Annotated in this window: 23 protein-coding genes; 5 read left to right on the forward strand and 18 right to left on the reverse strand. The window is 59.5% G+C overall.

The window, feature by feature from the left end:
* Positions 1-74 precede the first annotated feature (74 nt).
* Positions 75-2906: an N-acetylmuramoyl-L-alanine amidase gene (locus AUL39_RS06205; protein ID WP_160327045.1), complete on the reverse strand. Its 2832-nt coding sequence runs from the start codon at positions 2904-2906 to the stop codon at positions 75-77.
* Positions 2907-3000: 94 nt separating this feature from the next.
* Between AUL39_RS06205 and AUL39_RS06210 the strand changes: the two genes are divergently transcribed.
* The 4 genes from AUL39_RS06210 (at position 3001) to AUL39_RS06225 (ending at position 5284) form a co-directional block, all read left to right on the forward strand.
* Positions 3001-3687 (forward strand): HAD family hydrolase, encoded by a 687-nt coding sequence (locus AUL39_RS06210; protein ID WP_059054710.1) that lies wholly within the window; start codon positions 3001-3003, stop codon positions 3685-3687.
* Between the two features lie 180 nt (positions 3688-3867).
* Positions 3868-4071, forward strand: coding sequence for a cold-shock protein (locus AUL39_RS06215; RefSeq protein WP_059054711.1), 204 nt, complete (start codon positions 3868-3870; stop codon positions 4069-4071).
* Between the two features lie 167 nt (positions 4072-4238).
* Entirely contained in the window at positions 4239-4919 is a 681-nt protein-coding gene (locus AUL39_RS06220; protein ID WP_059054712.1) for a glycosyltransferase family 2 protein, read from the forward strand.
* 8 nt (positions 4920-4927) lie between these two features.
* On the forward strand, positions 4928-5284 hold the full coding sequence (locus AUL39_RS06225) for a DUF2304 domain-containing protein (RefSeq protein WP_059054713.1): 357 nt from the start codon (positions 4928-4930) through the stop codon (positions 5282-5284).
* 21 nt (positions 5285-5305) lie between these two features.
* On the opposite strand, the gene AUL39_RS06230 is transcribed toward AUL39_RS06225, so the two are convergent.
* From AUL39_RS06230 to AUL39_RS06240, 3 genes are read right to left on the reverse strand one after another with little or no spacing between them, the layout of a single operon-like run.
* Positions 5306-6163, reverse strand: a complete 858-nt coding sequence (locus AUL39_RS06230) for a LicD family protein (protein ID WP_059054714.1) — start codon at positions 6161-6163, stop codon at positions 5306-5308.
* 45 nt (positions 6164-6208) lie between these two features.
* On the reverse strand, positions 6209-7519 hold the full coding sequence (locus AUL39_RS06235) for a lipopolysaccharide biosynthesis protein (protein WP_070807566.1): 1311 nt from the start codon (positions 7517-7519) through the stop codon (positions 6209-6211).
* Positions 7512-8384 carry a glycosyltransferase family 2 protein gene (locus tag AUL39_RS06240; RefSeq protein WP_201783925.1) on the reverse strand — a complete coding sequence of 291 codons (873 nt, stop codon included), beginning with the start codon at positions 8382-8384 and terminating at the stop codon, positions 7512-7514. Before AUL39_RS06240 ends, AUL39_RS06235 begins: the two co-directional genes overlap by 8 nt.
* Before the next feature lie 216 nt (positions 8385-8600).
* Here AUL39_RS06240 and AUL39_RS06245 point away from each other — a divergent pair, with 216 nt between their 5' ends.
* Entirely contained in the window at positions 8601-9401 is an 801-nt protein-coding gene (locus AUL39_RS06245; protein ID WP_059054716.1) for a LicD family protein, read from the forward strand.
* A gap of 3 nt (positions 9402-9404) precedes the next feature.
* On the opposite strand, the gene AUL39_RS06250 is transcribed toward AUL39_RS06245, so the two are convergent.
* The 14 genes from AUL39_RS06250 to AUL39_RS06315 all read right to left on the reverse strand — a co-directional run bounded on the left by AUL39_RS06250 (position 9405) and on the right by AUL39_RS06315 (position 24417).
* On the reverse strand, positions 9405-10421 hold the full coding sequence (locus AUL39_RS06250) for a glycosyltransferase family 2 protein (RefSeq protein WP_059054717.1): 1017 nt from the start codon (positions 10419-10421) through the stop codon (positions 9405-9407).
* 29 nt (positions 10422-10450) lie between these two features.
* Positions 10451-11320: a glycosyltransferase family 2 protein gene (locus AUL39_RS06255; protein ID WP_059054718.1), complete on the reverse strand. Its 870-nt coding sequence runs from the start codon at positions 11318-11320 to the stop codon at positions 10451-10453.
* 168 nt (positions 11321-11488) lie between these two features.
* On the reverse strand, positions 11489-12637 hold the full coding sequence (locus AUL39_RS06260; RefSeq protein ID WP_082667284.1) for a glycosyltransferase family 4 protein: 1149 nt from the start codon (positions 12635-12637) through the stop codon (positions 11489-11491).
* A gap of 9 nt (positions 12638-12646) precedes the next feature.
* Positions 12647-13534 (reverse strand): sugar phosphate nucleotidyltransferase, encoded by an 888-nt coding sequence (locus AUL39_RS06265; RefSeq protein WP_059054720.1) that lies wholly within the window; start codon positions 13532-13534, stop codon positions 12647-12649.
* A gap of 24 nt (positions 13535-13558) precedes the next feature.
* Positions 13559-15157, reverse strand: a complete 1599-nt coding sequence (locus AUL39_RS06270; protein ID WP_059054721.1) for an ABC transporter permease subunit — start codon at positions 15155-15157, stop codon at positions 13559-13561.
* An 8-nt stretch (positions 15158-15165) separates the two neighbouring features.
* Positions 15166-15957, reverse strand: coding sequence for an ABC transporter ATP-binding protein (locus tag AUL39_RS06275; protein WP_059054722.1), 792 nt, complete (start codon positions 15955-15957; stop codon positions 15166-15168).
* Positions 15958-15962: 5 nt separating this feature from the next.
* Positions 15963-16892: an extracellular solute-binding protein gene (locus AUL39_RS06280; protein WP_153001579.1), complete on the reverse strand. Its 930-nt coding sequence runs from the start codon at positions 16890-16892 to the stop codon at positions 15963-15965.
* A gap of 259 nt (positions 16893-17151) precedes the next feature.
* Positions 17152-18963, reverse strand: coding sequence for an NTP transferase domain-containing protein (locus AUL39_RS06285; RefSeq protein ID WP_059054724.1), 1812 nt, complete (start codon positions 18961-18963; stop codon positions 17152-17154).
* A 125-nt stretch (positions 18964-19088) separates the two neighbouring features.
* A complete protein-coding gene (locus AUL39_RS06290; protein WP_059054725.1) occupies positions 19089-19502 on the reverse strand; it encodes a hypothetical protein in 414 nt (137 codons plus the stop codon).
* A 39-nt stretch (positions 19503-19541) separates the two neighbouring features.
* The gene (ruvB, locus tag AUL39_RS06295) at positions 19542-20609 is read right to left on the reverse strand and encodes a Holliday junction branch migration DNA helicase RuvB (RefSeq protein ID WP_059054726.1); all 1068 of its coding nucleotides are present in this window, start codon (positions 20607-20609) and stop codon (positions 19542-19544) included.
* On the reverse strand, positions 20606-21238 hold the full coding sequence (gene ruvA, locus AUL39_RS06300; RefSeq protein WP_059054727.1) for a Holliday junction branch migration protein RuvA: 633 nt from the start codon (positions 21236-21238) through the stop codon (positions 20606-20608). The genes ruvB and ruvA overlap by 4 nt, the downstream gene beginning before the upstream one ends.
* Positions 21235-21888: a crossover junction endodeoxyribonuclease RuvC gene (gene ruvC / locus AUL39_RS06305; protein WP_059054728.1), complete on the reverse strand. Its 654-nt coding sequence runs from the start codon at positions 21886-21888 to the stop codon at positions 21235-21237. The genes ruvA and ruvC overlap by 4 nt, the downstream gene beginning before the upstream one ends.
* Positions 21889-21970: 82 nt before the next feature.
* On the reverse strand, positions 21971-23896 hold the full coding sequence (locus AUL39_RS06310) for a nitrilase-related carbon-nitrogen hydrolase (protein ID WP_059054729.1): 1926 nt from the start codon (positions 23894-23896) through the stop codon (positions 21971-21973).
* A 140-nt stretch (positions 23897-24036) separates the two neighbouring features.
* Positions 24037-24417, reverse strand: coding sequence for a desulfoferrodoxin family protein (locus tag AUL39_RS06315; protein WP_059054730.1), 381 nt, complete (start codon positions 24415-24417; stop codon positions 24037-24039).
* Positions 24418-24457 lie beyond the last annotated feature (40 nt).

A 24457-nucleotide genomic window follows, 5' to 3' on the forward strand; every position in this document is an offset into this window, starting at 1 on the left:
CAAGCCTACGAAAAGGGCCGGCTTCGCACCACGCTTGCGAACCCGGCCCCCGTTGTTGCACCGAGCCTATCTGCCTACAGGTTGTTCAGAACCGCCTTGATGCTGTTGGCATAGGACGTGTCGGTTGCCCACGTGCCACTTAGGCCCTCGACGGTATAAGACCTGCCAAAGAGCCATGTACCGTAGCGCGGATCATAGGTCTTTGAGGAGAGAGGCGCGTACCCAGCGTAGGCACGGAGGTGCTGCGCCTGTGCGAGGAATCCAATGTAGATGGCATCAGAGCCATATGAGCTGAAGTCCGCGCCGGAATTGCCAGAACCCGTAGCGCCAAGCCCGCAGAAGTTGCATTGCTCAATCTTAACGTCTCCGCCAAACTGGAGATAGCCAGTCTCGACCATGGCCTGCGCGTAGACAACCTCCGGACGAACGCCCTCGGCAACGGCGGCTTCCCAGAGCTTGTCGATGAACTCCTCGACCGTCGAGGCGCCATACGCGGAATACACGTCCGAGGGGAAGGTGGCGTTGCGCGCCTTGAGCCCAGCCTTGAGATTGCTCACGAGCTGGGCTTTCGTCACCTGAGGGTCTCCCAGGATGGGCGTGGGTTCAACAACCTCGATGGTTGCTGACTTGGTCTCGGTCTTGCCATTGGGGCCCACGACGTCCACATAGAGCGTGTAAGAGCCTGTCTTCTCAGGGATGAACGAGCCGGTAGCGTCCGAGGTCTCGGAGCCCGTCGAGAGGACCGTGGAGCCCCACTCGCCCTTCACCCAGGAGCCCTCGTAGGACCAGACGTAGTTATACGTGAAGCCAGAAGTGTCACCGGACACATCAGCGGAGAAGGTGACAGGGTATCCCCTGGCAGGTGCCGTAGTCTTGACCTTGACACCGTTGTACACAGCGGCGGCGCTTGACACCTCGACGGTGGTGGACCTGGTCTCCCTCGTGCCGTCCGGGCTCACGACGTCAACGTAGAGCGTGTAGGTGCCCGCCTTGGCGGGCGTAAAGGAACCGCTGGCATCGCTCGTGTCGGAGCCCGTCGAGAGGACCGTGGAGCCCCACTCGCCCTTGGCCCAGGAGCCGTCGAGCTGCCAGACGTAGTTGTACGTGAGGCCGGCGGTAGCGCCCGAAACGTTTGCCGAGAAGGTCACAGGGCTGCCGACAGTGGGCGATGCGGTGGTGACGGTGACTCCGTTGTAGACATGGCCATCCTTCACCTCGACGGTGGTGGACCTGGTCTCCCTCGTGCCGTCGGGGCTCACGACGTCCACGTAGAGGTTGTAGGTGCCGGCCTTGGCGGGCGTGAACGAGCCGGAGGTCTCGCTCGTGTCGGAGCCCGTCGAGAGCACGGTCGAGCCCCAGTCGCCCTTGGCCCAGGAGCCGTCGAGCTGCCAGACGTAGTTGTACGTGAGACCGGCGGTGCAGCCACCAAGGTTTGCCGAGAAGGTCACGGGACTGCCAACCACAGGCGATGCGGTGGAGACGGTGACTCCGTTGTAGACATGGCCATCCTTCACCTCGACGGTGGTGGACCTGGTCTCCCTCGTGCCGTCGGGGCTCACGACGTCCACGTAGAGGTTGTAGGTGCCGGCCTTGGCGGGCGTGAACGAGCCGGAGGTCTCGCTCGTGTCGGAGCCCGTCGAGAGCACGGTCGAGCCCCAGTCGCCCTTGGCCCAGGAGCCGTCGAGCTGCCAGACGTAGTTGTACGTGAGACCGGCGGTGCAGCCACCAAGGTTTGCCGAGAAGGTCACGGCATCGCCCACGACAGGCATATCCGTGGTGACCTTAACACCCCTATAACGATAGCCGTTCTTCACGGTGATAGTGACCATGCGCGTGGTCTTTGACGTCCCGTTGGAGCACACGTCTATGAACAGCCGATACGTGCCTGCCTCCGTTGGAGTAAAGGTGCCGGAAGCGGACGTGGTCATAGAGCCCGTGCTCTTCACGGTTGAGCCCCACGAGGACCAGTCCGGCTTAGCCCACACATAGTTATAGGTGAGGTTCTCGCCCACGCCCATGATCTTGGGCGAGTAGGTCACAGCCTCGCCAACATAGGCTTCGGTAGTCGAAACATTGATGCCCGAGACGCTCCACCAGGTGTCGGAGCTGTAGAACTGGTCGTAGATGGCGGCTCCGTCAGCTCTGCCAAAGCTCGTGAGGTAGTTGCTGTTCGAGAGCTTTGCGGAATCAGACGTGCCATCGATGAAGCCATGCTCGATGATGACGCCAAGGATGCCAGCCTTCCTCGCGTAGCGGGTGATGCCGTAGTAGTCCGCTACGGAACCGTCCTCGTAGAGCGAGGAATTCTCGCCGGAAGGATAGTCTCTCGTAATGATTCCGGCGCCGTGGACGGTAAGACCGCTGGACTGAAGCCCGGAGAGCACAAGGGCCGAGAGGGACTGCCCTGCGTAGTACAGGTCCTGGTTGTAGCTCGAGGAGTTGGTGGACTCCACCTCGGCTCCCCTGCCGCCGCCGGCGTTGATGTGGATGGAGACGATGGCGCAGCAGTTGTTCTCTACGGCGCGCTCCACGCGGTCATACACGGAGACGTACTCGTCCTGACCACGCGTGAGGTAGACCGTGACGCCACGGGACTCGAGGTAGTCCTTGCAGGCCTGGGCGATCTTCCAGGTGAGGTCGGCCTCCTTCATGCCGTTTGCAGAGGCGCCAGGGTCCGATCCACCGTGGCCAGGATCGATGGCGATGGGTCTTCCCGTTTGCTTGGCCACCGAGAGCGCCTGGGAGATGTTCGAGTACGTAGAGAGCGAACCATCTGAGCTTGCGGTGGTGTAGGTGGTGGTTGCCGCCTTGGCGGTGGATGGCACCAAGACAAGGGCTAGTACCACGCCTAGGACAAGTGAAACGCCACGTATCAGACGCACAAATCGCTGTTTCGTTTTAGCCATGATTCTCCAACGACGAACTATATGTGAGTGACAGTCTGACATAGAATCAACTTCGATACCTTAAACCTTTCAACAGAGTCAAAGAAAGACGTTCATGAGACAAACTCACAGCGAGAACCCCCTGTGGCCACCGAGCTTCTCGGCGGCCATCTTCGATTTCGACGACACGCTAGCGCTTACCCACGACCTCTGGCGGCAGGTGGACATTGCGTTCCTCAGGTCACGAGGTATCTCGTACACACCGGATGTGGGGCGAACGCTCACCATGCTGGGATTTGCGGGCGGGGCGCGCTGGTGCATCGAGCGCTATGGTCTCAAGGACACCGTGGAGGAAATCTGCGACGAGTGGAACTCCATGGGCCGCGCGCTCTATGCTACACAGGTGCGGCTGAGGCAGGGCGCAGAGGAATACCTCGCCGCTCTGAGGAGCGCGGGCGTGCCCCTGGCACTTGCAACCACAAACGACCCGGACGTACTTGCTGCCATGAAGGCGAACGTGGACGTATACGGCCTCTTCGACGCGGTAGTCTGCGCAATAGAGGTTGGCTGCGGCAAGGATCATCCGGACATCTATCTAGAAGCGGCAAAGCGCATCTCTGCGAAGCCCGGGGACTGCATGGTCTTTGAGGATCTTCTCCAGGGAATCTGCTCCGCCAAGCGTGCGGGAATGAAAACCTGCGCCGTCCTGAGCAACAACCCCCTGCAAGACGAGCGAGAGGTTGTTGGCGCCTCCGACTGTGCAATAGCAAACTGGCGAGAAGCCCTGGGGACCGAGAAGTAGCGCCACTTTTTTGTGAGCGGCATGCGTAGGACCGGAAGCGGCCATTGATTACCACTTGAGGATTTATGCGCTATCCCCAGAACCGTTGGGGTAATATAGCACCCGTGGCTGTTGGGGCCACAAGGTATCGCGCGAGAGCGCAGCTTTTTGTCCTGCGGGGCAAAGAAAGAAAGGCACGACATGGCAAAGGGTACTGTTAAGTGGTTCAACCCCGACAAGGGCTATGGCTTCATCTCTCGTGAGGATGGCGACGATCTGTTCGTCCACTACTCCGAGATTCAGATGGACGGCTTCAAGACCCTGGACGAGGGCCAGGCTGTCGAGTTTGACATCACCACCGGCCAGAACGGCAAGCTCCAGGCTTCCAACGTCCGCAAGATCTAGCTCATAGCCCAGCGCATACCCCGTGTGGGGATTTGTGGGACTTGGCTCCCCTGCCGTCTGGCAGGGGAGTTTTTTTGAGTAAGCCCTCAATACACCCGCGCGAGCGCCGTACTGCTATACCATGGGACGGCAATCGCAGAAAATAAGGACGAGAGGAAAGGCGACCTGTGAGAGTTCTCGCCATAGTACCCGCCTACAACGAGGAAGAATGCCTCGCGAACACCGTGCAGGAGCTAACCCAAACCTGTCCAGATGTTGACTATCTCGTCGTCAATGATGGTTCGAGTGATGCCACCCCCCGCATTTGCGATGAGCTAGCCTTGAGCCACATTGATTTGCCGGTAAACTGCGGGCTTACCTCCGCCGTCAAGGCCGGGATGAAGTACGCCATGCGCCACAACTACGACGCGGCCGTGCAGATTGACTCAGACGGGCAGCACATACCCAGCTACATTCCCACCATGGCCAAGACCATGCAGAACGAGGGTGCCGACATCGTGATTGCCTCGCGTAACCTCGCAGGAGGCGGCGCCGTGGGCGCACGCGGAGCCGGCGCCAAGCTCATCACCGCAATAATTCGGCAGACCACCGGGGCGACCATAACCGATCCCACTTCGGGCATGCGCATGTACAACCGCGCGATGATCGAGAAGCTTGCGCGCGGCTTTGACCTCGCACCAGAACCAGACACCTTAGCCTTGCTCATTCGCAGGGGCGCCAAGGTGGTCGAGGTGCCCGCCGAGATGCGCGAGCGTCAGGGCGGCACAAGCTACCTGCACTTCATGTCCTCTATCTCCTATATGGCACGCACGTGCCTTTCCATCCTGCTCTTCCAATGGTTTAGATAGGACCAGCCATGTCCATCGTTCTCCGCATAGTCCTCATCTTCGGTGCTCTCTTTGCGCTCTCTATCGTTGTGCGCAAGGTAAAGAAGTCAAAGATCCGCATCGCCGACTCGGTCTACTGGGTCTGCGCTGCGGTGCTTCTGCTTATTCTGGCAATCTTCCCACGGATTGCGTTCTTCTTCTCGGACCTCCTGGGCTTCCTCTCGCCCAGCAACTTCGTCTTCCTTGTGGTCATTGCGCTCATGCTGCTCAAGCTCTTCAACCTTGCCTGCGATGTCTCGCGTCTCTCCGACAAGGTCGAGCAGCTCTCCCAGGAGCTCGCACTCGAAAAGAAAGAGTTTGGGGATAACGACGAGGGCAAGAACTAGCTCGGCAAGAAAAGCGCAGCCCTACTCCTCCATCACGTTTACTCCGTCCCCAAAGTCAAGCACACGGGGAAGGTGCGTGTAACGGTTCTCAGCAGGAGGAAGCTCGAGGTAGTTGCCATAGAGTGTGCGCAGGTAGGTCTCGCAGTCATGCGGCGCCTTCAATGTCAGGCCGTCAAAGGCAATGTCCCTTGTAGGGAAGAGCGTTTCCGAGTCATGTACTCCGTCAAGCGGATACGTCGCGTTGAACCAACGCCCTGATGTCTCTATGGGCTGTGCCGCCTCAAGGAGCTGTTGAGAGAGCTCTTGCGGCTTCCAGACATGTGCAATCGTGTGATGGAGCATGGAGCACGCCTTGGCCTTGAGACCCCGAAGCGATGTGTCTGCGGGAATCTTGGGATGGGCAATGCCATGGAGATAGCTCATGCGTTGGAGCCTCAGGCATGTTGCCTTCTGGTCACGAGCCCGTGCAGAGTCCTTCTCCTCGCAGAAGTACGGGAAGACATCGAGAAAAATGGCCTGGTTGCAGCCCGCCTCCATAGAGACCTCGTCTATGAAGCGCGTGCCATCGAGAAACACCTTGACCCAGAGCGACGTGAGGCCCGGCGTATTCTCGCACGTCGCAAGGGAGTAGCCTGCGGGTAGAGCCTTGGGGGCAAGCTCGCAGAAGCGCTGGTAGTCCTCATAGGGCATGCCAATATCCGTGTCATCGTCCCAGGGAATGAATCCACCGTGGCGCACGGCACCCAGACAGGTCCCCGAGTCGATGAAATACTCGATGCCGTTCTCTCGACAGAGCGCGTCCACGACCCTCAGGATGTCCCGTTCGGCATCCTGCAAGCGCTCTAGGGCACCCTCAGGGTATGGACACATCTCACCCATCTTCTTCCTTCCCTCGTAATGAGACAAAGGGACAGTCCCTTTGTCTCATTCCTCTCCCCTCGTAGACCTATCGCCCTGCTCGGTGGACTCTCTTTCCTCTTTGTCAGTGAGACAAAGGGACTGTCCCTTTGTCTCATTCAGCCTCTTGCAGTCGCGCACAAAGAACGCGACCAGGGAGAGGACGGCCAGGAGGTAGGACCCCACACCAACCCAGCTTACGCCGTTCATGCCAAAGAGGTCCACCACGGGGATGGTGACCACGAGCGAGACCACAGTGGCAACAACGTTACCGAGAAAGCTCGCTTTGTAATCCCTAAGAGAAAGGAGTAGATCATTCATGAACCACGCGAAGGCGGTCACAAAGGTGCAGAGCACGGCTGGCCCCAGGAGGTAGCTGTACTCCACAATCTCCTGGCCGTAGAGCAGGCCAAGCACCCACTTTCCAAAGAGAAGGATGAGCGCTGAGAAGACCACCGTGATGCCCACGATGCCCTGGACGGTGCGCTTGAAGAGCTTGAGCGCCGAAGCTTTGTCATCCTTGAAGCGCTGCGCGAACTCTCCCATGAGGGGGCTATAGATGTACGAGGCGCCCATCTGGACAATGGCGGCAGGGGAAGCCACGGAAGAGTAGATGCCCAGTGCCGCCGTGCTCACGCTGGCAGCGAGATACTGCTTGGGCACGGTGAGGACGGCGCTTGAGCATACCTGCGCTATGACCAGCGGTAGGAGCGTGGCGAGCGTGCGGGCAGCGGAGCGTAGATCGATGACGGGCTTGATCGACTCGAAGCCAGAAGCCCGTGGCATGTCGTAGAGAAAGCAAATCGCCAGGGTCGAGACAGCCATGGAAATGCAGGCAAGCACCAGAGAATCGCTAAACCACAGCACAACCGAGAAGAGCGCCAGGTTTGAGATGCCCTGCATCATGTAGGAGCGACCAATGTAGTCCATGCGAAGGTGCCGCTGGTCTATGGCGTGGAGACCCTCGATGAAGTTTGCGGCAAGCGACGCCACCAGGTAGGCGACGATTGCAGGCACGGCATCCAGCGAGCACGTGAGAAACGCATACGCAACGCCAACCACAAACGCCAAGGCGCTCGTGAGAAGGCGCAACCCCACATACTCGCCGGAGCTGTGCTCGCCACGAACATCTGTTACCTGCACCGTTCGCAGGCGGAAGTCGGCGAATGGTGCCACGAGGTTCGAGACGGACATGGCCAACGAGAGCGCGCCCGCCGCGTCAAAGCCATGCGAGAGCCGCACCACGGCAATGGTGATGAGATAGTTGCAGCCCAGCCTCACGATGGAGCCGGCGGAGTTCCAAGCGATGTTCTTCTTGAGCGAGAGACCCTCAGCCATTGGCCTTCTTCCCTCCAAATATGGTGTGATAGGCAATGCTTGCGGGAAGCTCGCACAAGACGCCAATAACCTTGCTGGGAGCCTTCGAGAGACCGCCCCTCTCCCCTGACATGCGACAGCCAACTAGATAGAGCGTGGTCTCCCGGAACTTGCCGACGAGGGTCTGCGAGCGCTGAGCGCAGTAGAGCTTGTGCTTGCGGTAGCCAATGGGGTTCTCGCGCGCGTTCTTTGCAAAGTTCTGGGTAAGGCCGTCGGGAAGGTAGTGACAAATGGTGAGGATGGTATTGTCCGTCCTCATGAGATAGTGCTCGTCAAGGCGGTAGTAGACGGAGGTCTCCGCGATGAACTTCTCCCCAGGGGCAACGTCGTACGGGTACTTGCGCAGCACCTCGGTCTTGTGGATGAGCGAGGTGTCTCCGGCAAAGTGGTATTTCTCGAATAGGTCCCAGTACTTGACCTCGGTGAGACCTTTGGGAATCCAGGTGACCATGGGAGTATGCTCGTCAGTTCCCCTGAGCGCCACGATGCCGGCGATGCGGTTGTCTTCGCGAATCGCTGCATAGTCCTCGACTATGCGCGCGACGGCACCAGGAACCAGGTGGTCGTCAGAGTCAACGCAGAAGAAGAGGGGGCTCTCGCAAAGCTCGACGCCCGTGTTGATCGCCCGGGGCTTTCCGCCGTTCTCCTTCTTGACGTAGGTGATGTCGACCTTGCCCTCCCGCTTCCAGGAAGCGACGAGCGAAGCGGTGTCATCGGTGGAGCCGTCGTCAACGATAAGCCACGTGAAGTCCTGCGATGTCTGCGAGACAAGACTCTCGTAGAGCGCCGGAAGAATGTAGGCGCGGTTATAGGTTGGTGTGAACACACAAACTGTTTTCATGAGGATGCTCCGGTCGGATGACAAAATGCAGCAGGCGGCCCGCACGGGCATCTGGTTATTGTTGCATTGGCAGCCCCATGCAGGAGGCACGACGCCCACCAAGCGAAAAATAACCAGAGAGTGCCCTCGGCCAGCCTCATCCTACTTAATACAGAGCTTACAATCTATCAGATAATGACAAGTAACCTGAACGGGGACAGGATGGAAGAAAATCGCATTGGCGCCGCCGAGATGAAAGCCATAGAGCTTGACATTATGCGAGAGCTCTACCGTGTGTGCCACGAGGAAGGCCTGAGATGCGTCATGGCCTATGGAACGCTCTTGGGCGCCATACGGCACCATGGCTTCATCCCCTGGGACGATGATATCGACCTTATTATGCCGCGAGAGGACTACGAGCGCCTGCCAGAAGTATTTGCCAAACGCTCGTCCAAGCCGTACTACAAGATCATCTGGTATCGCGACCGCTCTTCCATCTATCCCTTCATCAAGGTAGTGGATACACGCACCGAGGTGATTGAGCATTACGTCGACGAGCGATGGTGCCGTACGGGTGTATGGGTGGACGTATTCCCTGTCGATGGCATTGGACAAAGCGACAAGCCCTTTGACGAGGTAGCCAAGCTCAGGCATAAGTACGATTACCTAACCGCCAATGTCCACGAGGGCTCCTCAACCATTAACCTATTGGGAAAACGGGTGCTCAAGGCCATCATGCCCAAGGAGGACATCTATCTGATCGCCCAGCAGATAGATGACATCGCCCGTGCGACTCCCCTCGCGGGAAGCAAGGAGGTTGCCCAAATTGCCTGGCCTTTTGGGTCAAGTGAGCGCATGCCCAGCTCCATTATCTTCGACACCTGCCTCTACGACTTCGAGGGCGAGCAGTTCGACGGACCGAGAGACTATGACCTTTGCCTCACGCGCTGGTATGGCGACTACATGACCCCGCCCCCCGAGGACCAGCGCATGCCTCACTACGTGGACGCCCGCTGGCTTTAACCCCTACGACTGGTGGCGGAGGCTCGAATGCTGCCGGAGACGAAAAGCGATAGCCAACAGTCGCGCCGTGCCCCAGAAACCAAGAACGCGATAGGCAAGAAAGGCAAGGTGAACAGCAGGGTCATCGTCAGCAGCAAGGAGAAGGGGCGCATGGGCGCACATCGCAAGGGAGGTGCGGTCGTCCTTGCGGCATTCCCCCAGCGACGCCGCCTGGCCCATCCACACTATGAAGGGGTAGGCAAGGAAGGTGCGGATGGAGCGAGCCTCGCAACCAGTTAAACCCAGCTCGTCAATGGCTGCAACGTGCTTCTCGACAACTTTTGCCAGGTCATCGATCATGCTGCGAGTGATGGGCTTCGATGTCTGCGCGTAGGTGGTTCCCTTTCGGTAGCAGTAGAAGGGATCGTCAAGCCAGCCCACGCTCTGGGCGTGTTCGAGGACGCTAGCAGACCAATCAGTGTCTTCGTTGCGCATCCCCTCGGGGAACACGATACCGTATTCTCGCACCAGGCTCGTCCGCACCACCTTGTTCCACACAGTGCGAGCCATGAGTCCTTTTGAGATGATCTCGAGGATTGCCTCGCCCTTGCTTAGGCTGGCAACCTTCGCGGAAAGGCTGGTCTGCTTTGGGGGGATGACGATTCCCTTGGAATTATCGTACATGCAGTTGTCATGCATGAGGACATCCACGGGGCGGGCGGAGAGGCTCTGTGCCACGAGCTCGAGGCACTGGTCATCCCGGAAGAAGTCATCATTGTCGCAGAACGTGAGATAGTCACCAGATGCCTGGGCCATACCCTCATTTCGCGCTGAGGAGGTGCCCCCGTTTGGCTTGTGAATTGCAATAACGCGCTTGTCCTCTGCTGCGAGGACGTCGCAGAGGTCACCAGAGCCATCAGTTGACCCGTCATCAACGAGAAGCACCTCAATGTCTCGATATGACTGCGAGGTGATGCTTTGCACGCATTCACGCAGATATTCCCGAGAGTTATACACAGGGATGATAATGCTTATCTTCATGGCCCACACCTAGTTTCGTTGCAAGCGGCCTATCGGAAGACGGTGACACAGGCAAGCTTCGCTGGCAGGTAGCACAGCACGGCGAGGGGAACGTTGGGGGCTTCCCTAATCCCGCCACGATGATGAGCAAGCATGCAGCCCACAAGGTAGAGCGTGGTCTCGCGACAGGCATCGTAGGGGTTTGTCGCCCTTCTCGCGCTGTCGCGCTTGTGGCGCATGTAGCCTATGGGGTTCTTCTTGGTGTTCTCGACAAAGTTCTTTGTGTAGCCATCTGGAAGGTAATGGCAGATGGTGAGCACGTGGTCATAGGTGAGCATGTCGTAGTCATCATCTATCGCGAAGAAGGCCATGGACTCGGCCACGAACTTCTCGCCAGGCGCAACATCATAGGGGTGCTGCCGCACAATGGCCGTACGATGAATGAGCGAGGTGTCACCCTTGAAGTGATACTTGTGGAGCAGGTCCCACATCTTGACCCGACTCACGCCGGCAGGCATGTGCGTTCCAAGCGGCGTTTCCTCGTCTGAGCCACGAAGCGCCACAATGCCCGCGAGCGTGGCGTCGTTGCGCGCGCCCTGCCAAACTTCTACGACCTGCTCGATTGCCGTAGGAACAAGGTAGTCATCGGAATCTACCACAAAGAAGAGCTCGTCTTTGCAATGCTCCATGCCTGTGTTGGTAGCACGCTGTTTGCCACCATTTTCCTGGCGGATGAACGTTATGGGTACCAAGCCCTCTGCCTGCCAGCCATGAACCAGCTCGGCGGTGTTGTCTGTTGACCCGTCATCAACGACAAGCCATGAAAAGTCATGCGAGGTCTGCGACACCAGGCTCTTGTAAAGCTTGGGCAGGACGTAGGCGCGGTTGTAGGTTGGCGTGAACACGCATACGGTTGCCATAGTGACAGGACTCCGATTGATTGAATGCGCGATGACTCCGCACTGAGAATTGGCTTTTGATTTTTGCACAGCGATGCAATCACGCAGTAAGGGGAGACGGAATGGAGAGAAAGCTCCAAATAAGATGAAGGAGACTGAAAAGGCGAGAGAACGCCAGGGGCCCGACGCCTAGTCCTGCTCCGCCTGCTCGAAGGCAAGCTCGAGCGCCTGCGCCGTTTGCGCCCAAGACAGGTCGCGCTCAACGTGTGCACGCAGTTTCAGCGAACGCTCGGGCGTCCAAGATGCTGAAACCCAGCGAATTCCATCGGCCATGGTTGCGGGTTCACGGTCTTTTGTAATGCATCCAAAGGTGTCGGGGCACTGGCAAAGTACCTCCCGAGCGCCACCCACATCCGGCACCACGCAAGGAACACCCCAGGCACCCGCCTCAAGCAGCGAGGTGCAAAACCCCTCCGAGCGCGTGGGGAGGCAGAAGGCGCTTGCCTGCGAGAGCAGGGCTGAGAGATCCGGATGGCTAAGGTTGCCCACGAGATAGGCGTTTGCGGGAAGGGCCCGCTCGAGCTGGGGTCGCAGCGCCCCCTCGCCTGCCAGCACGGCGACGTATCCCTCCCCCAGCTCTCGCATGGCATCGAGAAGCCGTTCGGGCCCCTTCTCGGGAGCAAGCCTGCCCACAAAGGCTACGAGCATCTTGTCCTCAGAAATGCCAAGCTCTGCGCGGAAGTCCCTCGCCGAGGCCTCGCCGCGAAACGAGCGTGCGTCAATCGCGTTGGGGATGACCAGCGATGTCGTAATGCCAAAGGTCGAAAGCCACGCTGCGCTCTTCTCGCTGATGCCGGCGAAGGTGGCCCCCAAGCTCACATCGCAGGCGGTCATGTGACGCTCCCACGCATGGGCGGCAGCATCAAGCGCGCCGCCGCGGCCAAAGGTGAGCCACGCCGAGCCATGGTCGAGAAGAACTGCAGGCAGGCTATGCTCGCGAGCAAAGCGAAGGCCCATGACAGATGTGCCATAGAAGCGAGTGTTCACAAGGACCCGGTCAACGCCAAGGCTGGATACGGCAGAGAGCAGCGAGCGCTCATTTGCACCGTGACGCGAGAGGGGAAGCCTTCCGCCCATGAGCTGAACGCTGGGCAACCGCACAACGCGTACGCCATCCGCCTGGGTCTCGACCTCCGGTGCATCATCACGCGCAGACGTCACCACACATACCCTGTCCCCACCTAAGACAAGCTGGTGAGCGAGGTTTGCGGTAAACGTCTCCACCCCTCCCACGTGAGGGAGGTACTGCGCAGAGAAGATGGCGTAGGTTCGTGACATGAATCTAGCCTAGCAGTCGTAGGCGGGATCTATCGCCTCAAGCTCACGGAACGAATCAATCTCCGTCACATCCGCAAGAGAGCACTCGCGAGCGTAAACCTTGTAGTTGTCGGCAAAGTACGTAAGGGGAGCCTCGTCCCAAAAGCGCTCCTTGCCGCCGGGCATCGCAAACGTTGCGGGAATGTCCTCTGCGAGCTTTGCGCCGTCCTCGGGCGTCCAGTACGAGATGCCAACCATCTGCCAGACGCCGCCATCGCCGCCAATGCCCAGATGGTTAATCATGCCGTTCTTTACCTTGAAGCACCAGTCATCGGAGCGCTCCATGGGAATGCCAAGGTAGTTCGAACGGTCCTGGTAACGGGTGATGAGGCTGGGATTTCTCAGGAGAAGATCAGACTCAAATACATAGGCGCTCTGGAGAAGGTCCTTGGCGGCAACCATGCTCGAGATGTTGTTCGCCTCGTTGTAGAGGGGGTTCTCGATAAATTTAATGGTGGGGTACTTGTAGAGGAGTTGGTCGAACTGCTCGCCAAGATAGCCCCTCACCACGTACACCTCGGTGATCCCCGCCGCGTAGACGGCATCGAGGATGGTGTCGATGATGCGCTTGCCGCCAACGCGAACCAACGGCTTGGGCGTGTTGAGCGTGATTGGCACCATTCGAGAGCCAAAGCCTGCAGCAATGAGCACCGCACGCTTGGCACGGAAGGGCTCGAGAGCCTCCAGGCCCTCATCAGTCACACGCCTTTCGGAAACATAGCCGAGGTCGGAAAGAGTAGAGATAGTCTCGTTCACGCTCCCCACTGACATCTTTGTCTGTGCCGCCACGGCACGCTGGGTAAGCGGCGCAGGAGCCGTGGCCATGGTCGAGAGAACGAGAAACTCCTTGTGCGTCATAGCTAAAGTACCTCCACTTGGTTACTAGATGGCTGTCTGTTGGGCATGGCGGTAGCGCTTGACGAAAGCCACGACCGCCTTCTCAACAACGTTTGTGAAAAGGATGAGAACAGCAACAAAGGCAGAACACTCCACCAGGCGCTGGGCATCGAGGTCGGTCACCAGGAGCGCGAGCGGCATGTCAAGCGTGGTTGAAAGGAAAGAGACCGCAGAGATGGTAACCATGCAGTTGACGAAAAAGAACGAGAACATCTCGGCGATGGTGTCGGCAGTCGCCGGGACGAGGACATCCAACACGATGCGCACGCGTCCCACGCCCATGGTCTGGCCAACCGCCTCAAGGTTTTTGTTCACCTTGGAGAGCGAGTTGTAGGCCATAAGATACGGGGACGCGATGAAGTGCACCAGGTTCACCAGAATGAGGATGGCAAACGTCCCATATATGGGAGAGTCCTTAAACGCAAGGGAAAAGGAGAGACCCAGGACAATGCCCGGAACGGCGAGCGTGGTCACCGATGCCAAGTGAAGAAGACGAGCAGAAACACCACCGACGCGTGCCGTGATGTAGGCAACGAGATACGCGACGATGGTCCCCAAGATAGACACCACGAGCGCTATGAAAAGCGAGTTCACCCAGTATGAACCCGCCCCCATGGTGAACGCACGCCCCACGTTTGCAAGGGTTGGCGTGAGATCGAGTGGGTACTTCGTCACAAACGAGACCATGCAGAAGGTTGCGATGGGGAGCAGCAAGGCAAGTGTCACCAGTACCGCGGCGACATAACCCAAAGCATCTCTAACGGGTCTCCGCTTATTATCGAATCCACGCGACACGTAACGTGCGCTAGCGTTATCCCGTGCCAGCACGTCGACGAGAAAATCGATGACTGCGGGGACGAGCAGGACAAATCCGATGGCGGCGCCGGCGTCAAAGTCGAGAAGCCCCACCGCGTTCTGGTACATGAGCACGGGAAGCGTCGTAACCTTGCCGCCCACCATGAGCGGTACGCCATAGTCGGTAATTACTAGTGCGAAGGTCGCGAACACAGCGGATACAAGCGGCTTTCTCAAAAACGGAAGCGTGATGTGCGCAAACTGGCTGCCCTTGGGAATGCCCAATACATCGGCGGCCTGATAGGGCGTGGCGTCTTCATAGCGCATCACGTCGTAGAGCATGAGGAAAGCCGGTGGAAACGAGTAGAGAAACGACCCCATCACGATGCCCGGATAGCCGTAAATCGACCACGAGCCATGCAAGAGATTCGTGAGTATGCCGTTTGACCCCAGGAGATACACCAGGCTCATGCCGTGAGCCAGCGAGGGGACAAGCATGGGAACCGTGAGCAGAACGGCAAAGACGCCCTTTCCATGTATCGCGGTCCTGCAGAGCACCCACGACATTAGGAGCGCCGCAAGCACAGAGATGACCGTGGTGAGGGCTGCCACCACAAGGGAGTTGACGCAGGCGGTTGCAAAAGCTGGGGTCCCAAAGACCTCCCGCACCTGTGGGTCTGCCAGGCGGGAGAACATCCCAACGAGGGGGAATGCCACAGCAAGCAGGAAGAATAGAAGAAGTGCAATCTCGAGGACCCTCGTGCCGTGTGAGGTGTTGTAGCGAGTCATTCTGCCTCCTACCTCAACGGCGAGGCGAACCTCGCGAGCGAGTCATACTTGGCCTTGAGGTTGCTCACCACAAAGTCACGAACATAGCCATCGGCAGGGTTCTCGACGATCCTCAACGGTTCGTCAAGCTGGTGGATGGAACCCTCCCCCATCACCATAACGCGGTCTGCCAGCGCAAAAGCCTCTTCCTGGTCATGCGTGATAAAGACCATCGTGGTCCCGTGGTCTCGCTGGATTTTCTTGAGCTGCGAGCGCAGCGCCAGCCGTGCGTCCGCATCGAGCCCGCTTGTAGGCTCGTCAAAGAGGATGACCTCGGGGCTCAGCGCGAGCGTTCGCGCTATGGACACGCGCTGCATCTGGCCGCCAGAGAGTCCCGCAACTGGCTTGTTGGCGTAGTCGGCCATGCCAAGACTCGCGAGCGCCTCGAGCGCGATCTTGGTACGGCACTCGCGTCTGGTTGGGTCGAAGCGCAACGCATACTCAACGTTTCCCAGCACGGTCATGTTCTCGAAGAGCGCATAGTCCTGAAAGACTATCCCCATGTGACGCTTGCTAGGAGCAGCGTCCGTGATGTCTTTGCCGTCGAGAAGAACGCAGCCTGCGTCAGGGTGCTCAAGACCAATGAGAATGCGCAGGATGGTCGACTTTCCGCAGCCCGAGGGCCCCAGTATCGAGAGGAACTCTCCCCGCAGCACGTCGAAACTTATTCCATGGAGCACCTCGCGGCCGTCGAAGGACTTCGCAATGCCGTGGGCGGAGAGCTTGGGCGCTGCGTTTGAATCGGTATTTTGTCCAGTCATCGCAATCAGTGGCTCCATCTCTCCAGCAGACGCATCTTCTCGTCCACATCGGTGATGCCGGTCATGTCGGCATAGGTGATGTCCTTCGGGTAGTTGGGAATCTCGGGCGTCACGCCTACCAGGACCTGATCGGGCACGTATGTTTCGTTGTCAATGCGCACGCCTTCGGTGCAGAGCCACCCAAAAACGTCGTGGACTGCTTGGCGGCTGGAACGGCCTTGAACGATTCCCGAGCCGTAGACATCCCAAGGAGACCCCTCCTCAAAGAAGTGAACGGAAAGCGGGGCACCGTCGTTAATCTCGGAAACCGCATGGTAGGTCATGCCAAAACCCACGCCCGCCTCGCCTTGTACCAGCGCGTTAACGGGACCGGAGCCCGACGAGGTGAACTGGTAGACGTTCTCCGCCAGCGCATCGAAGTAGTCGAATGCGGCGTCCTCGCCCCACGCGTTGACGAGGCTCTTTAGGAAGTTGTAACCCGTGCCCGAGGTCTTGGGGTTAGGCATGCAGACTACACCGGCATACATGGGATCAAGAAGATCCTGGTACGAGGTGGGAGTAGGTATGCCATGCTCCGAAAGAACGTCATCATTCGTGGCAATGCAAGCGCTCTCGCGGGAGAAGGGAAAGTAACGGTCATCCGGATCGCGAAGGTCCTCGCAGAAAATTGATTCGTCAAAATCAGAAAGGACTTCAAGGCTGTCGGATACCTGGTTGATGTAGCCGCCCTCGAGGTCCATCACTATGTCCGCCTCCGTTGAGGTGCCCTCCATGCGTAGTCGGGCGGCACAGTTTCCTGTGGTAATGTAGTGCATGCGGATGTCGTAGGATGGAAAAACCTCACGCAGGGCGGTCATCTGTGTCTCGTTGCGAATGCCTTCGCCACACGAGTAGATAACAACCGAGTTGCTCGATGTCCCTCCCGCGCCCGCCATGGCTCCTAGACCAAGGCAAGCGGCGGCGCCACCGGTCAGCGCAAGGAAACCCCTACGAGAGATTCCCGGGGTAGCGTTGCCTTTGTGAACGCGTCCCGCCATACTGCCACCGCCAAGCGTTTGTCATGAACACATCAACTGCGTGTAAGGAAGTTGTCGTGTTCATACTACACGCATGCGCGAGGAGCATGAACGGCATATGCAAAAAGGACACAGGATGCCTGGGCTTTTGCGAGCTGCCCCGCAGTCGTAGGGACAGTTACGAAGCCTCACGCTCGCCTCTTGGCTCGACGCCCTCGTACCAGGAGAGCACGCGGTCCACGTTGTCCTGCGCGTAGCGGTAGTAGATGAGAAGCCACTCGCCTACGTTGTCACCCTCGACTTCCTTCTCGAGGGACCACACATACCAGCACCAGCCCGCAAAGACCACATAGCTCCAGAAGTGGCGACGCTCGCGGATGGTTGGCGTGTGTCCAAAGTAGTCGCGCAAGGCCTCCTCTGCCTCCGCGTTGGAGAGCTCGCAGCACACCGTGAAGGTGCCAAAGTCGCTTGCCTCGTCAGACATCCCGGCATACTCCCAGTCGATGAGGCTGTACTCGTCCTGCTCGTCAATGAGGAAGTTAAGGTAGAAAAAGTCGTTGTGCGAGACGCAGCATGGGAATCCGTCCTTCTCGGCGAGTTCCTTGAGCCGCAGGACCTTCTCTTTGAGCTCGTTGTACCCCGGGATCTCGATGGGCCCGCGCTCTGCGAGGAGCCTCTCGTACCCAAGGCCCTCCTCGACAAAGTCAAAGCTTCGGCTGAGCGTGGCGCCGCTCTCGTGAAGCTTGCGGCACATCTCCATGGCGCGCTTAAGCTGCACGTGGTCATGCGGGTCAAGGGGACGGGCGTTGCTCACAAACCGCGAGATCTTCCATCCTTGTCGCTGGTCCTCGTAGATAAAGGTGTTGTCGAGCCCAAGGTCACGCGCGAGGCGAAGCCCCGCCTCCTCGGCAGCGCGGTCGACCATCTTCTCGGTGCCAAGGCCAGGATGACGGTACACGTACTCCCGCTCGTCCGCGCCTTCGCCCACCGAGAAGTGGCACGAGAGGTTGGTGAGGCCCTGCTTCAAGGGATAGAAGCTGTGGATCTGAGACTTCTCGCATCCAAGGACCGAGACGATGTTTTCAAAGATGTTAGAGTCAACGTTCTCGATGAAGGCAGGGTCAAAGCCACTCACCTGATCGAGGGTGTCAAACTCATGGATTGATGCGCCGGGGTAGTGACGCGCAACCATGCGCAGCTCATTCGTGTGGGACCGGAATATATCCTCCCAGAGCATGTCTGCGGTCTCGAGCTTGCGCACGGCAGCATCCAAGATGGGAACGAACGCCGTGGAGAAAGCCCGGTCGAAATAGGCATGTCCGAGCATCGTCCAAGCATCAGCGCCACCCACGCTCACCTCGGTGATTCGCCCACCCGAGCCTGTAGACACGCACCACTCGTCTGTATGACCACTCACATATTGCGTGGCGTAATAGGCCTCGTAGACGTAGTGCTCGAAGGGGTTCTCCTCGAAGTAGTCATCCGACGAGCACACGTAGGTGTTGTCTAGGCGATCTCGCACAAGCCATAGCGTGTAGTTGTTGTTCCTCGTGGCGTACTGTGGGTTTACCTTGATATGAACGCCAAACTTGCTTGCAAGGTAGAAGAAGTACTCCTTCTTATAGCCAACCACAACGGTAATGTCAGTGACGCCCGCCTCTTGGAGCTGGCGAATCTGGCGCTCGATAAGGACCTCGCCGCGAACTCGGAGGAGGCCCTTGGGCTTCTCGTAGGAGATGGGGGCAAGGCGAGAGGAGAGGCCAGCGGCCATGATGATGGCGTTTCCCACCTCGTAGGGCTTGAGCGACTTAAGGCCATCGATGCTAAGAAGCCCGTCCTCAACCAGACCTGCCTCCTCGGCATCGTGAAGCACTGAATTTACGGTTCCAAGGGAAAGGCCGGAGGCGGCACTGAGCTGACGTTGCGTCATACGAGCATCAGACTGCGCAAGGGCGGCAAGAACTTTGAACATGCTTCTTGAAAGTGCCATACGACCTCCGACACCTGTAAGCTTTTGTTAAGCTTCAGTATGCCAAAGGTAAGCTGAATGTTCAACAAAAATAATATTGACGCTATAGATTGAACACCTCAGAGATTTGTTGCTGCTGGCTCTCTCTATGCATCCTCTTCGGTGCTTCCAAAGAGCTCGGCGTCAAGCGAGGCAAGCTCCTCCGGAGGAGTCGCCGGGTCGCAGCCAAAGCTCTCGCCAACCGCCTGGGACTGAAGACGCCGCAGGCCAGCAAGGTCCTCCTCGCCATGCTCTTCGTACACGCGCGAGACGCGGTCAAGCGCGTAGCAGACGTAAGACGCCACCGAGTCTCCCATGCCAGAGAGCACGAGCATGGTAACGAGTGAGTCCGGCGAGAGCGCCATGGCGGTCTGGGCGTCAAGGTCGATGAGGTCTGCAACCTGCTGCTCAACTGCCCGGCAAGAGGCAGGGTCGCCCTTCTCGACGGCAAGTCTAAGCGCCCTTGTCACCGCCTCGACGAACTGCGAGATAAGCTCGGTGATGTAGTCCCTCTCAAGCATGGTGCCATCCTCTCTGCATACGCTTCTGCGACCATGATTCTAGCGCTGGGGCGGAAGCGGCATCCCCAGGTGCTCGAAGGCGGCAGGGGTTGCCTGACGTCCCTGCGGCGTGCGCACGATGAGTCCTCGCTGGAGCAGGTACGGCTCGTAGACGTCCTCGAGGGTAGAGGGGTCCTCCCCCACCGCAGAGGCAATGGTGGTAAGACCCACGGGTCGACCCCTGAAGGTGCTCGTGAGCGCCGTAAGGATCTTCTTGTCCATCCAGTCAAGGCCCATCTCGTCTATCTCGAAGAACGAGAGCGCCTCGGCAGCAACCTCCCATGTTATGACGCCGCCAGCCCTCACCTGCGCGTAGTCGCGGACACGTTTTAGCAGCCGGTTGGCAAGGCGCGGCGTGCCACGAGAGCGCGAGGCTATCTCGGCAGCACCCTGCTCGTCTATCTCGACACCAAGGATGGCGGCCGAACGTTGGACAATGTGCTTGAGCTCATCGACGGTGTAGTAGTCCAGGCGATACGAGATGCCAAAGCGGTCGCGAAGCGGGCCGGTGAGAAGCCCCGTGCGCGTAGTTGCGCCAATGAGCGTGAAGTGCGGGACATCGAGGCGAATGGAGCGCGCGGCCGGTCCCTTGCCAATGACAATATCAAGGAAGAAGTCCTCCATAGCGGGATAGAGGACCTCCTCGACCTGGTGGTTGAGGCGGTGGATCTCGTCCACAAAGAGGACGTCACCCTCTTCGAGGTTGGTAAGAATGGCGGCAAGGTCGCCCGTGCGCGCAATGGCGGGCCCGGAGGTGGTGCGAAGGCGCGCGCCCATCTCGTTGGCAACCACGTTGGCAAGCGTTGTCTTTCCCAAACCCGGAGGGCCAGAGAAGAGCACGTGGTCAAGCGTCTCATGGCGGTCCTTGGCGGCGGCAATGAGCACGCGAAGGTTATCGCGAACCCGCTCCTGGCCACAGTACTCGTCCAGCGTGGTGGGACGGAGGCTGCGGTCCACCTCGAGGTCATCCGCCGTGAGCTCCCCCGTCACGGGACGAGGCCCTCCGTGGCCATGGCCAGAGCCCGGCACGTCGTCGAAGAGGTCTTCCTCTTGTGCCTCCCACGTCACAGGTTGCCTCCAAGCCTCTTAAGCGCAAACTGGATGGCCTTCTCGACCGTCACGGCACCAGCCTCCTCATGCCCGTCAAGGGCAAGCTCGGCTTCCTGCGGCGAGAACCCCATGGAGAGGAGCGCGGCCGTTGCCTCGTCGGTAACGGACTGGGCGGTGTCGGGCACCTTGGACTGACGTGCCTCAGGCTCGCTCATGCCCACAAGACCGCGCAAGGTAGCGTCCTTGGCAAAGACATCCTGAAGCTCAACAAGGAGCCGCTGCGCCTTCTTGCGGCCCACGCCAGGCACCTGCGCCATGCGGCCCTCGTCCTGAAGGGTAACGATGGTGGCAAGCGTTGCCGGCGAAAACGTGGAGAGCACTGCAAGCGCAAGCTTTGGCCCCACGCCGGATACGGCTACGAGTTTGTCAAACACGGCACGTTCCTCGCGCGTGGCGAAGCCATAGAGCTCTACCGAGTTCTCTTTCACGAGCATGCGCGTGAGCACGGTGACGCCAGCCTCGCCCACCGCCGGCAGCGATGCCGCCGTAGTAGCCGAGACGCCAAGCTCGTAGCCAACGCCCCCAACGTCGATGACCACATGAGAGGGCAGCACCTCGACAAGAGTACCTGTGAGCTGCACGATCATTGGGTGTTCCTCCTGCTCTGCCGCACGTGACCCAAGGGCGACGCCTCCCCGCGGGTCCCAGCAAGACGCGCTGCCGTTGCTGCCGCCGTAACGCCGCGCGCCGTGGCGGCATCAAGCTCTTCCTGCGCCCTCTCCTGCTCGAAGACCTGAACCGCCGCCCCTTCGCGCGTGAGTCGCTGCGTGCGCGTGAGGTTGGCGTGACAAATGGCTGCAGCAAGGGCGTCCGCACAGTGGTCCGGGCGCGGGTCGTGATCAAGGGCGAGTATGCTCCTCACCATGAAGATAACCTGGCGCTTGTCCGCAGACCCAGTACCCACAACTGCCTGCTTAATCTGCATGGGGGTGTACTCCCCTAGCTCAAGCCCAGCCTCTGCCGCTGCAACAAGAGCCGCACCACGCGCGTGCGCCGTAGCGAGAGCCGAGCGGGAGTTCTCACCAAAGAAGATCTTCTCGATGGCAAGCTGACTGGGCGTATAGGTCTCTATAGCCTTGGAGATGCCCTCGTAAATCTTGCCCAGGCGGCGGTCGATAGATTCCGAAGACGAGGTGGAGACGCAGCCATATGCGCGCGCCCTGCACACAGGGCCACGGGTCTCGACTACTCCCCAGCCAGTGTTGGCAAGGCCGGGGTCAATGCCCAGGATAATCACGAGAAGCACCTCCTCCACCGTATGAAGATGGTTAGAACGTTCGTTCTATTCTAGCATACCGTGCGCCCGTGGGAAGTGCGGGCTAGTTCTCTGAGAAGGTCCTCCATATGGAGCTGTCACCAGGCGTTCCACCCGGTCCAGGTCGACCACCCTGCCCATGCCTGCCGGAACGCCCCTCGGGCTGGTCGGCGGCAAGGCCTCCCGTAAGCGAGAAGTCTCGGAGGAGGTTGAGTATGTCGCGCATGTCTTTCTCGCGATCCCTAGGCGTTGCAGGAACGCCGGCCTCCTCTCCGCCTTGCTGCCCCTTGCTGGCGTCATGTGACCCCGCAACACTGCCCAGCTCTTCTGTCGCCTGGGCAATTGCCTCGTCGAGGTCGTCACCAAGCGAGATGGTTCCGCCAATGCCCTCGCCTGCACGCTCTGCCTTTGTGCGCGCGCGATCGCGCCACATCATGCCAAGCGGCCATGCAACGTCCTCGAGTGTCCGCGACGAGGCAACGATGACAGGTCCGCATGACATCCGTGCGGGCTCGCATGAGGCAAGGCGATCGAGTATCGCGGAAACCACCTGCGGGTGACCCCCATCGTCCACAATGTCAGACAGGGGGCGCCCCCATTCGATGTGGCTTGCGAGCACGTAGTCGACAAAGTCAAGGCGAGACTCTGCCGTGAGACCGCACTCCTCGATGCCCGGGATGGCGGGCACCTCGAAAGCGTGCCGAGAGGTGCGCGAGATAACTGGCGAGATGGTGTTTCTCATGTGCACAAGCTCGATCACGGCATAGCGGTAGACGTCGCCAAGCGGGGCAAGGCCTGCGTGCGGCATAGACCCAGGCAAGACCTCCAAGGCAAGCGCCGTCTTGTCGAGGTTCGAGAGCGGCATGGCACCCTCCTCTCTGGCAAGCGCCACGAGGTGGGCCTGCGCGAGGTCTGCCGCCAGGGCATGATCGGGCGAGAGTGCTGCCATGGGAAGCTCGCGAACCGGCAGCCTGAGGTTCTCGGCAAGCCTTCGGGCAGATGAGTCGAGCTTGTCGTCGATACCCGTTACGAGCAGCGCATGGACGTTGGTGGGCCCAAGCGCGTCGGTGGCCAAGGTGGCAACGGCACTGGAGTCCAGCGTGCCATCCACCAGCACGGCTGCCTGGGTGAAGCCCATCTGCGAGAGGGACTCGGCAAGGCCCTGTGACAACGCGTTCCAAGCGACAAGGGGGCGATCGTAAACCTCGGGATTCAGCGGATGGTCAAGAGGGCCGTCAAGCTCCGGGTCAACGTCTGCGATGAGAAGATCCTCCTCGAAGGAGGGAGACTGCGCGGCAAGCTCTCCCCACGGGGTAAGGACGAAGCTCGAGCCAGTGAACACCTGAGTGCCATAGGTGCCAAGCGAGCCCACGCCAACAATCCAGGCGTCTGTTGCCTCGGCGTCATCCATGAAACGGCCGTCCGAGACAGAGACCCCCATGGCAGATGATGGGTCGTCCATGGCAAACCCATAACCGTCAAGATAGAGCACCACGTCCACGTCGAAATCGTAGTCATCGAAGTCATTGAGGTCGTCAAAGGAGAAAGCGAGTCCAAAGTGGACGCCCCCCAGCTCGAAGACAGGAAGATCGGGCGCGGGGCCATCCTCCTCCAAGCCCTCCCCCGCGTGCTTGTCGGTCTGGCCTGTGGCCGATGAGCGCAGGAGCGCCGAGAGCTTTAGCGGGGTAAGCTCCCCGTCGTGCACGAGCATTGCCTCGGGGGCGGGCGCCCCGTCCGCATCCGAGAGTACCGGCACAATGCAGGGGCAGGGGACCTCCTCGGAGATCTTGACCAGCGCCTCCGCAAGATCAAGCAGAAGACCCTCCTGGCTGGGCGGATCGACTGGCCAAACGCCCATCAGGGCGGCGGCCGGGAACACCACGAGCTGCGCTCCCTCGTCTGCGGCCTTCTTCGCAAGCTCCACCATACGTTCTGCCGTTCGCTCGAGCTCGCCTGCCGTGGTCCTCATCTGAGCAACCGCGATCTTCATGCTTGGACCTTCCCCCTGCCAAATAAACCTGCTGGTAATTGTATCCCCGCCCTACTCGCAAATGCCACCCAGAGAGAAGCGTGCCGCCCCAGCGCTGCCGGGACGGCACGAAGAGTAACGCTGTCTGGGAGTCTGGCTCCTTAGACCTCTGCCTTCCAAAGGCCGTGGAGGTTGCAGTAGGCATAGACCGTAGCCTTACCACCCTCGCCCAGGTGGAAGCGAGCCTCGGGGGCGTCACCCGGCTTGAGGTAGCGGATGACGGTCTTGGTGCCATCGGCGAAGAGCAGCCACTCGATGTAGTGCTCGGGAGTCATGGGGTGCTCGACGGAGCCAACGCGGGCAACAAGGCGGTCACCCTCGACGGTCAGCGCAGGAACGTGCTTCTCGACGGCAGCGTCGGTGGTGTTGGCAACAAGCTCCTCCATGGGCTCACCGCAGCACACGGGCGTTGGACCGCCATCAACAATCTTCACGACGATGTTGCCACAGTGCTTGCAGCGATAGATCTTTACATCTGCCATGGGACATCCTCTCCTAGTTTTGGTGCAGCCCCGCAGGGTT

The sequence above is a fragment of the Tractidigestivibacter scatoligenes genome, assembly GCF_001494635.1.
GTDB lineage: Bacteria > Actinomycetota > Coriobacteriia > Coriobacteriales > Atopobiaceae > Tractidigestivibacter > Tractidigestivibacter scatoligenes.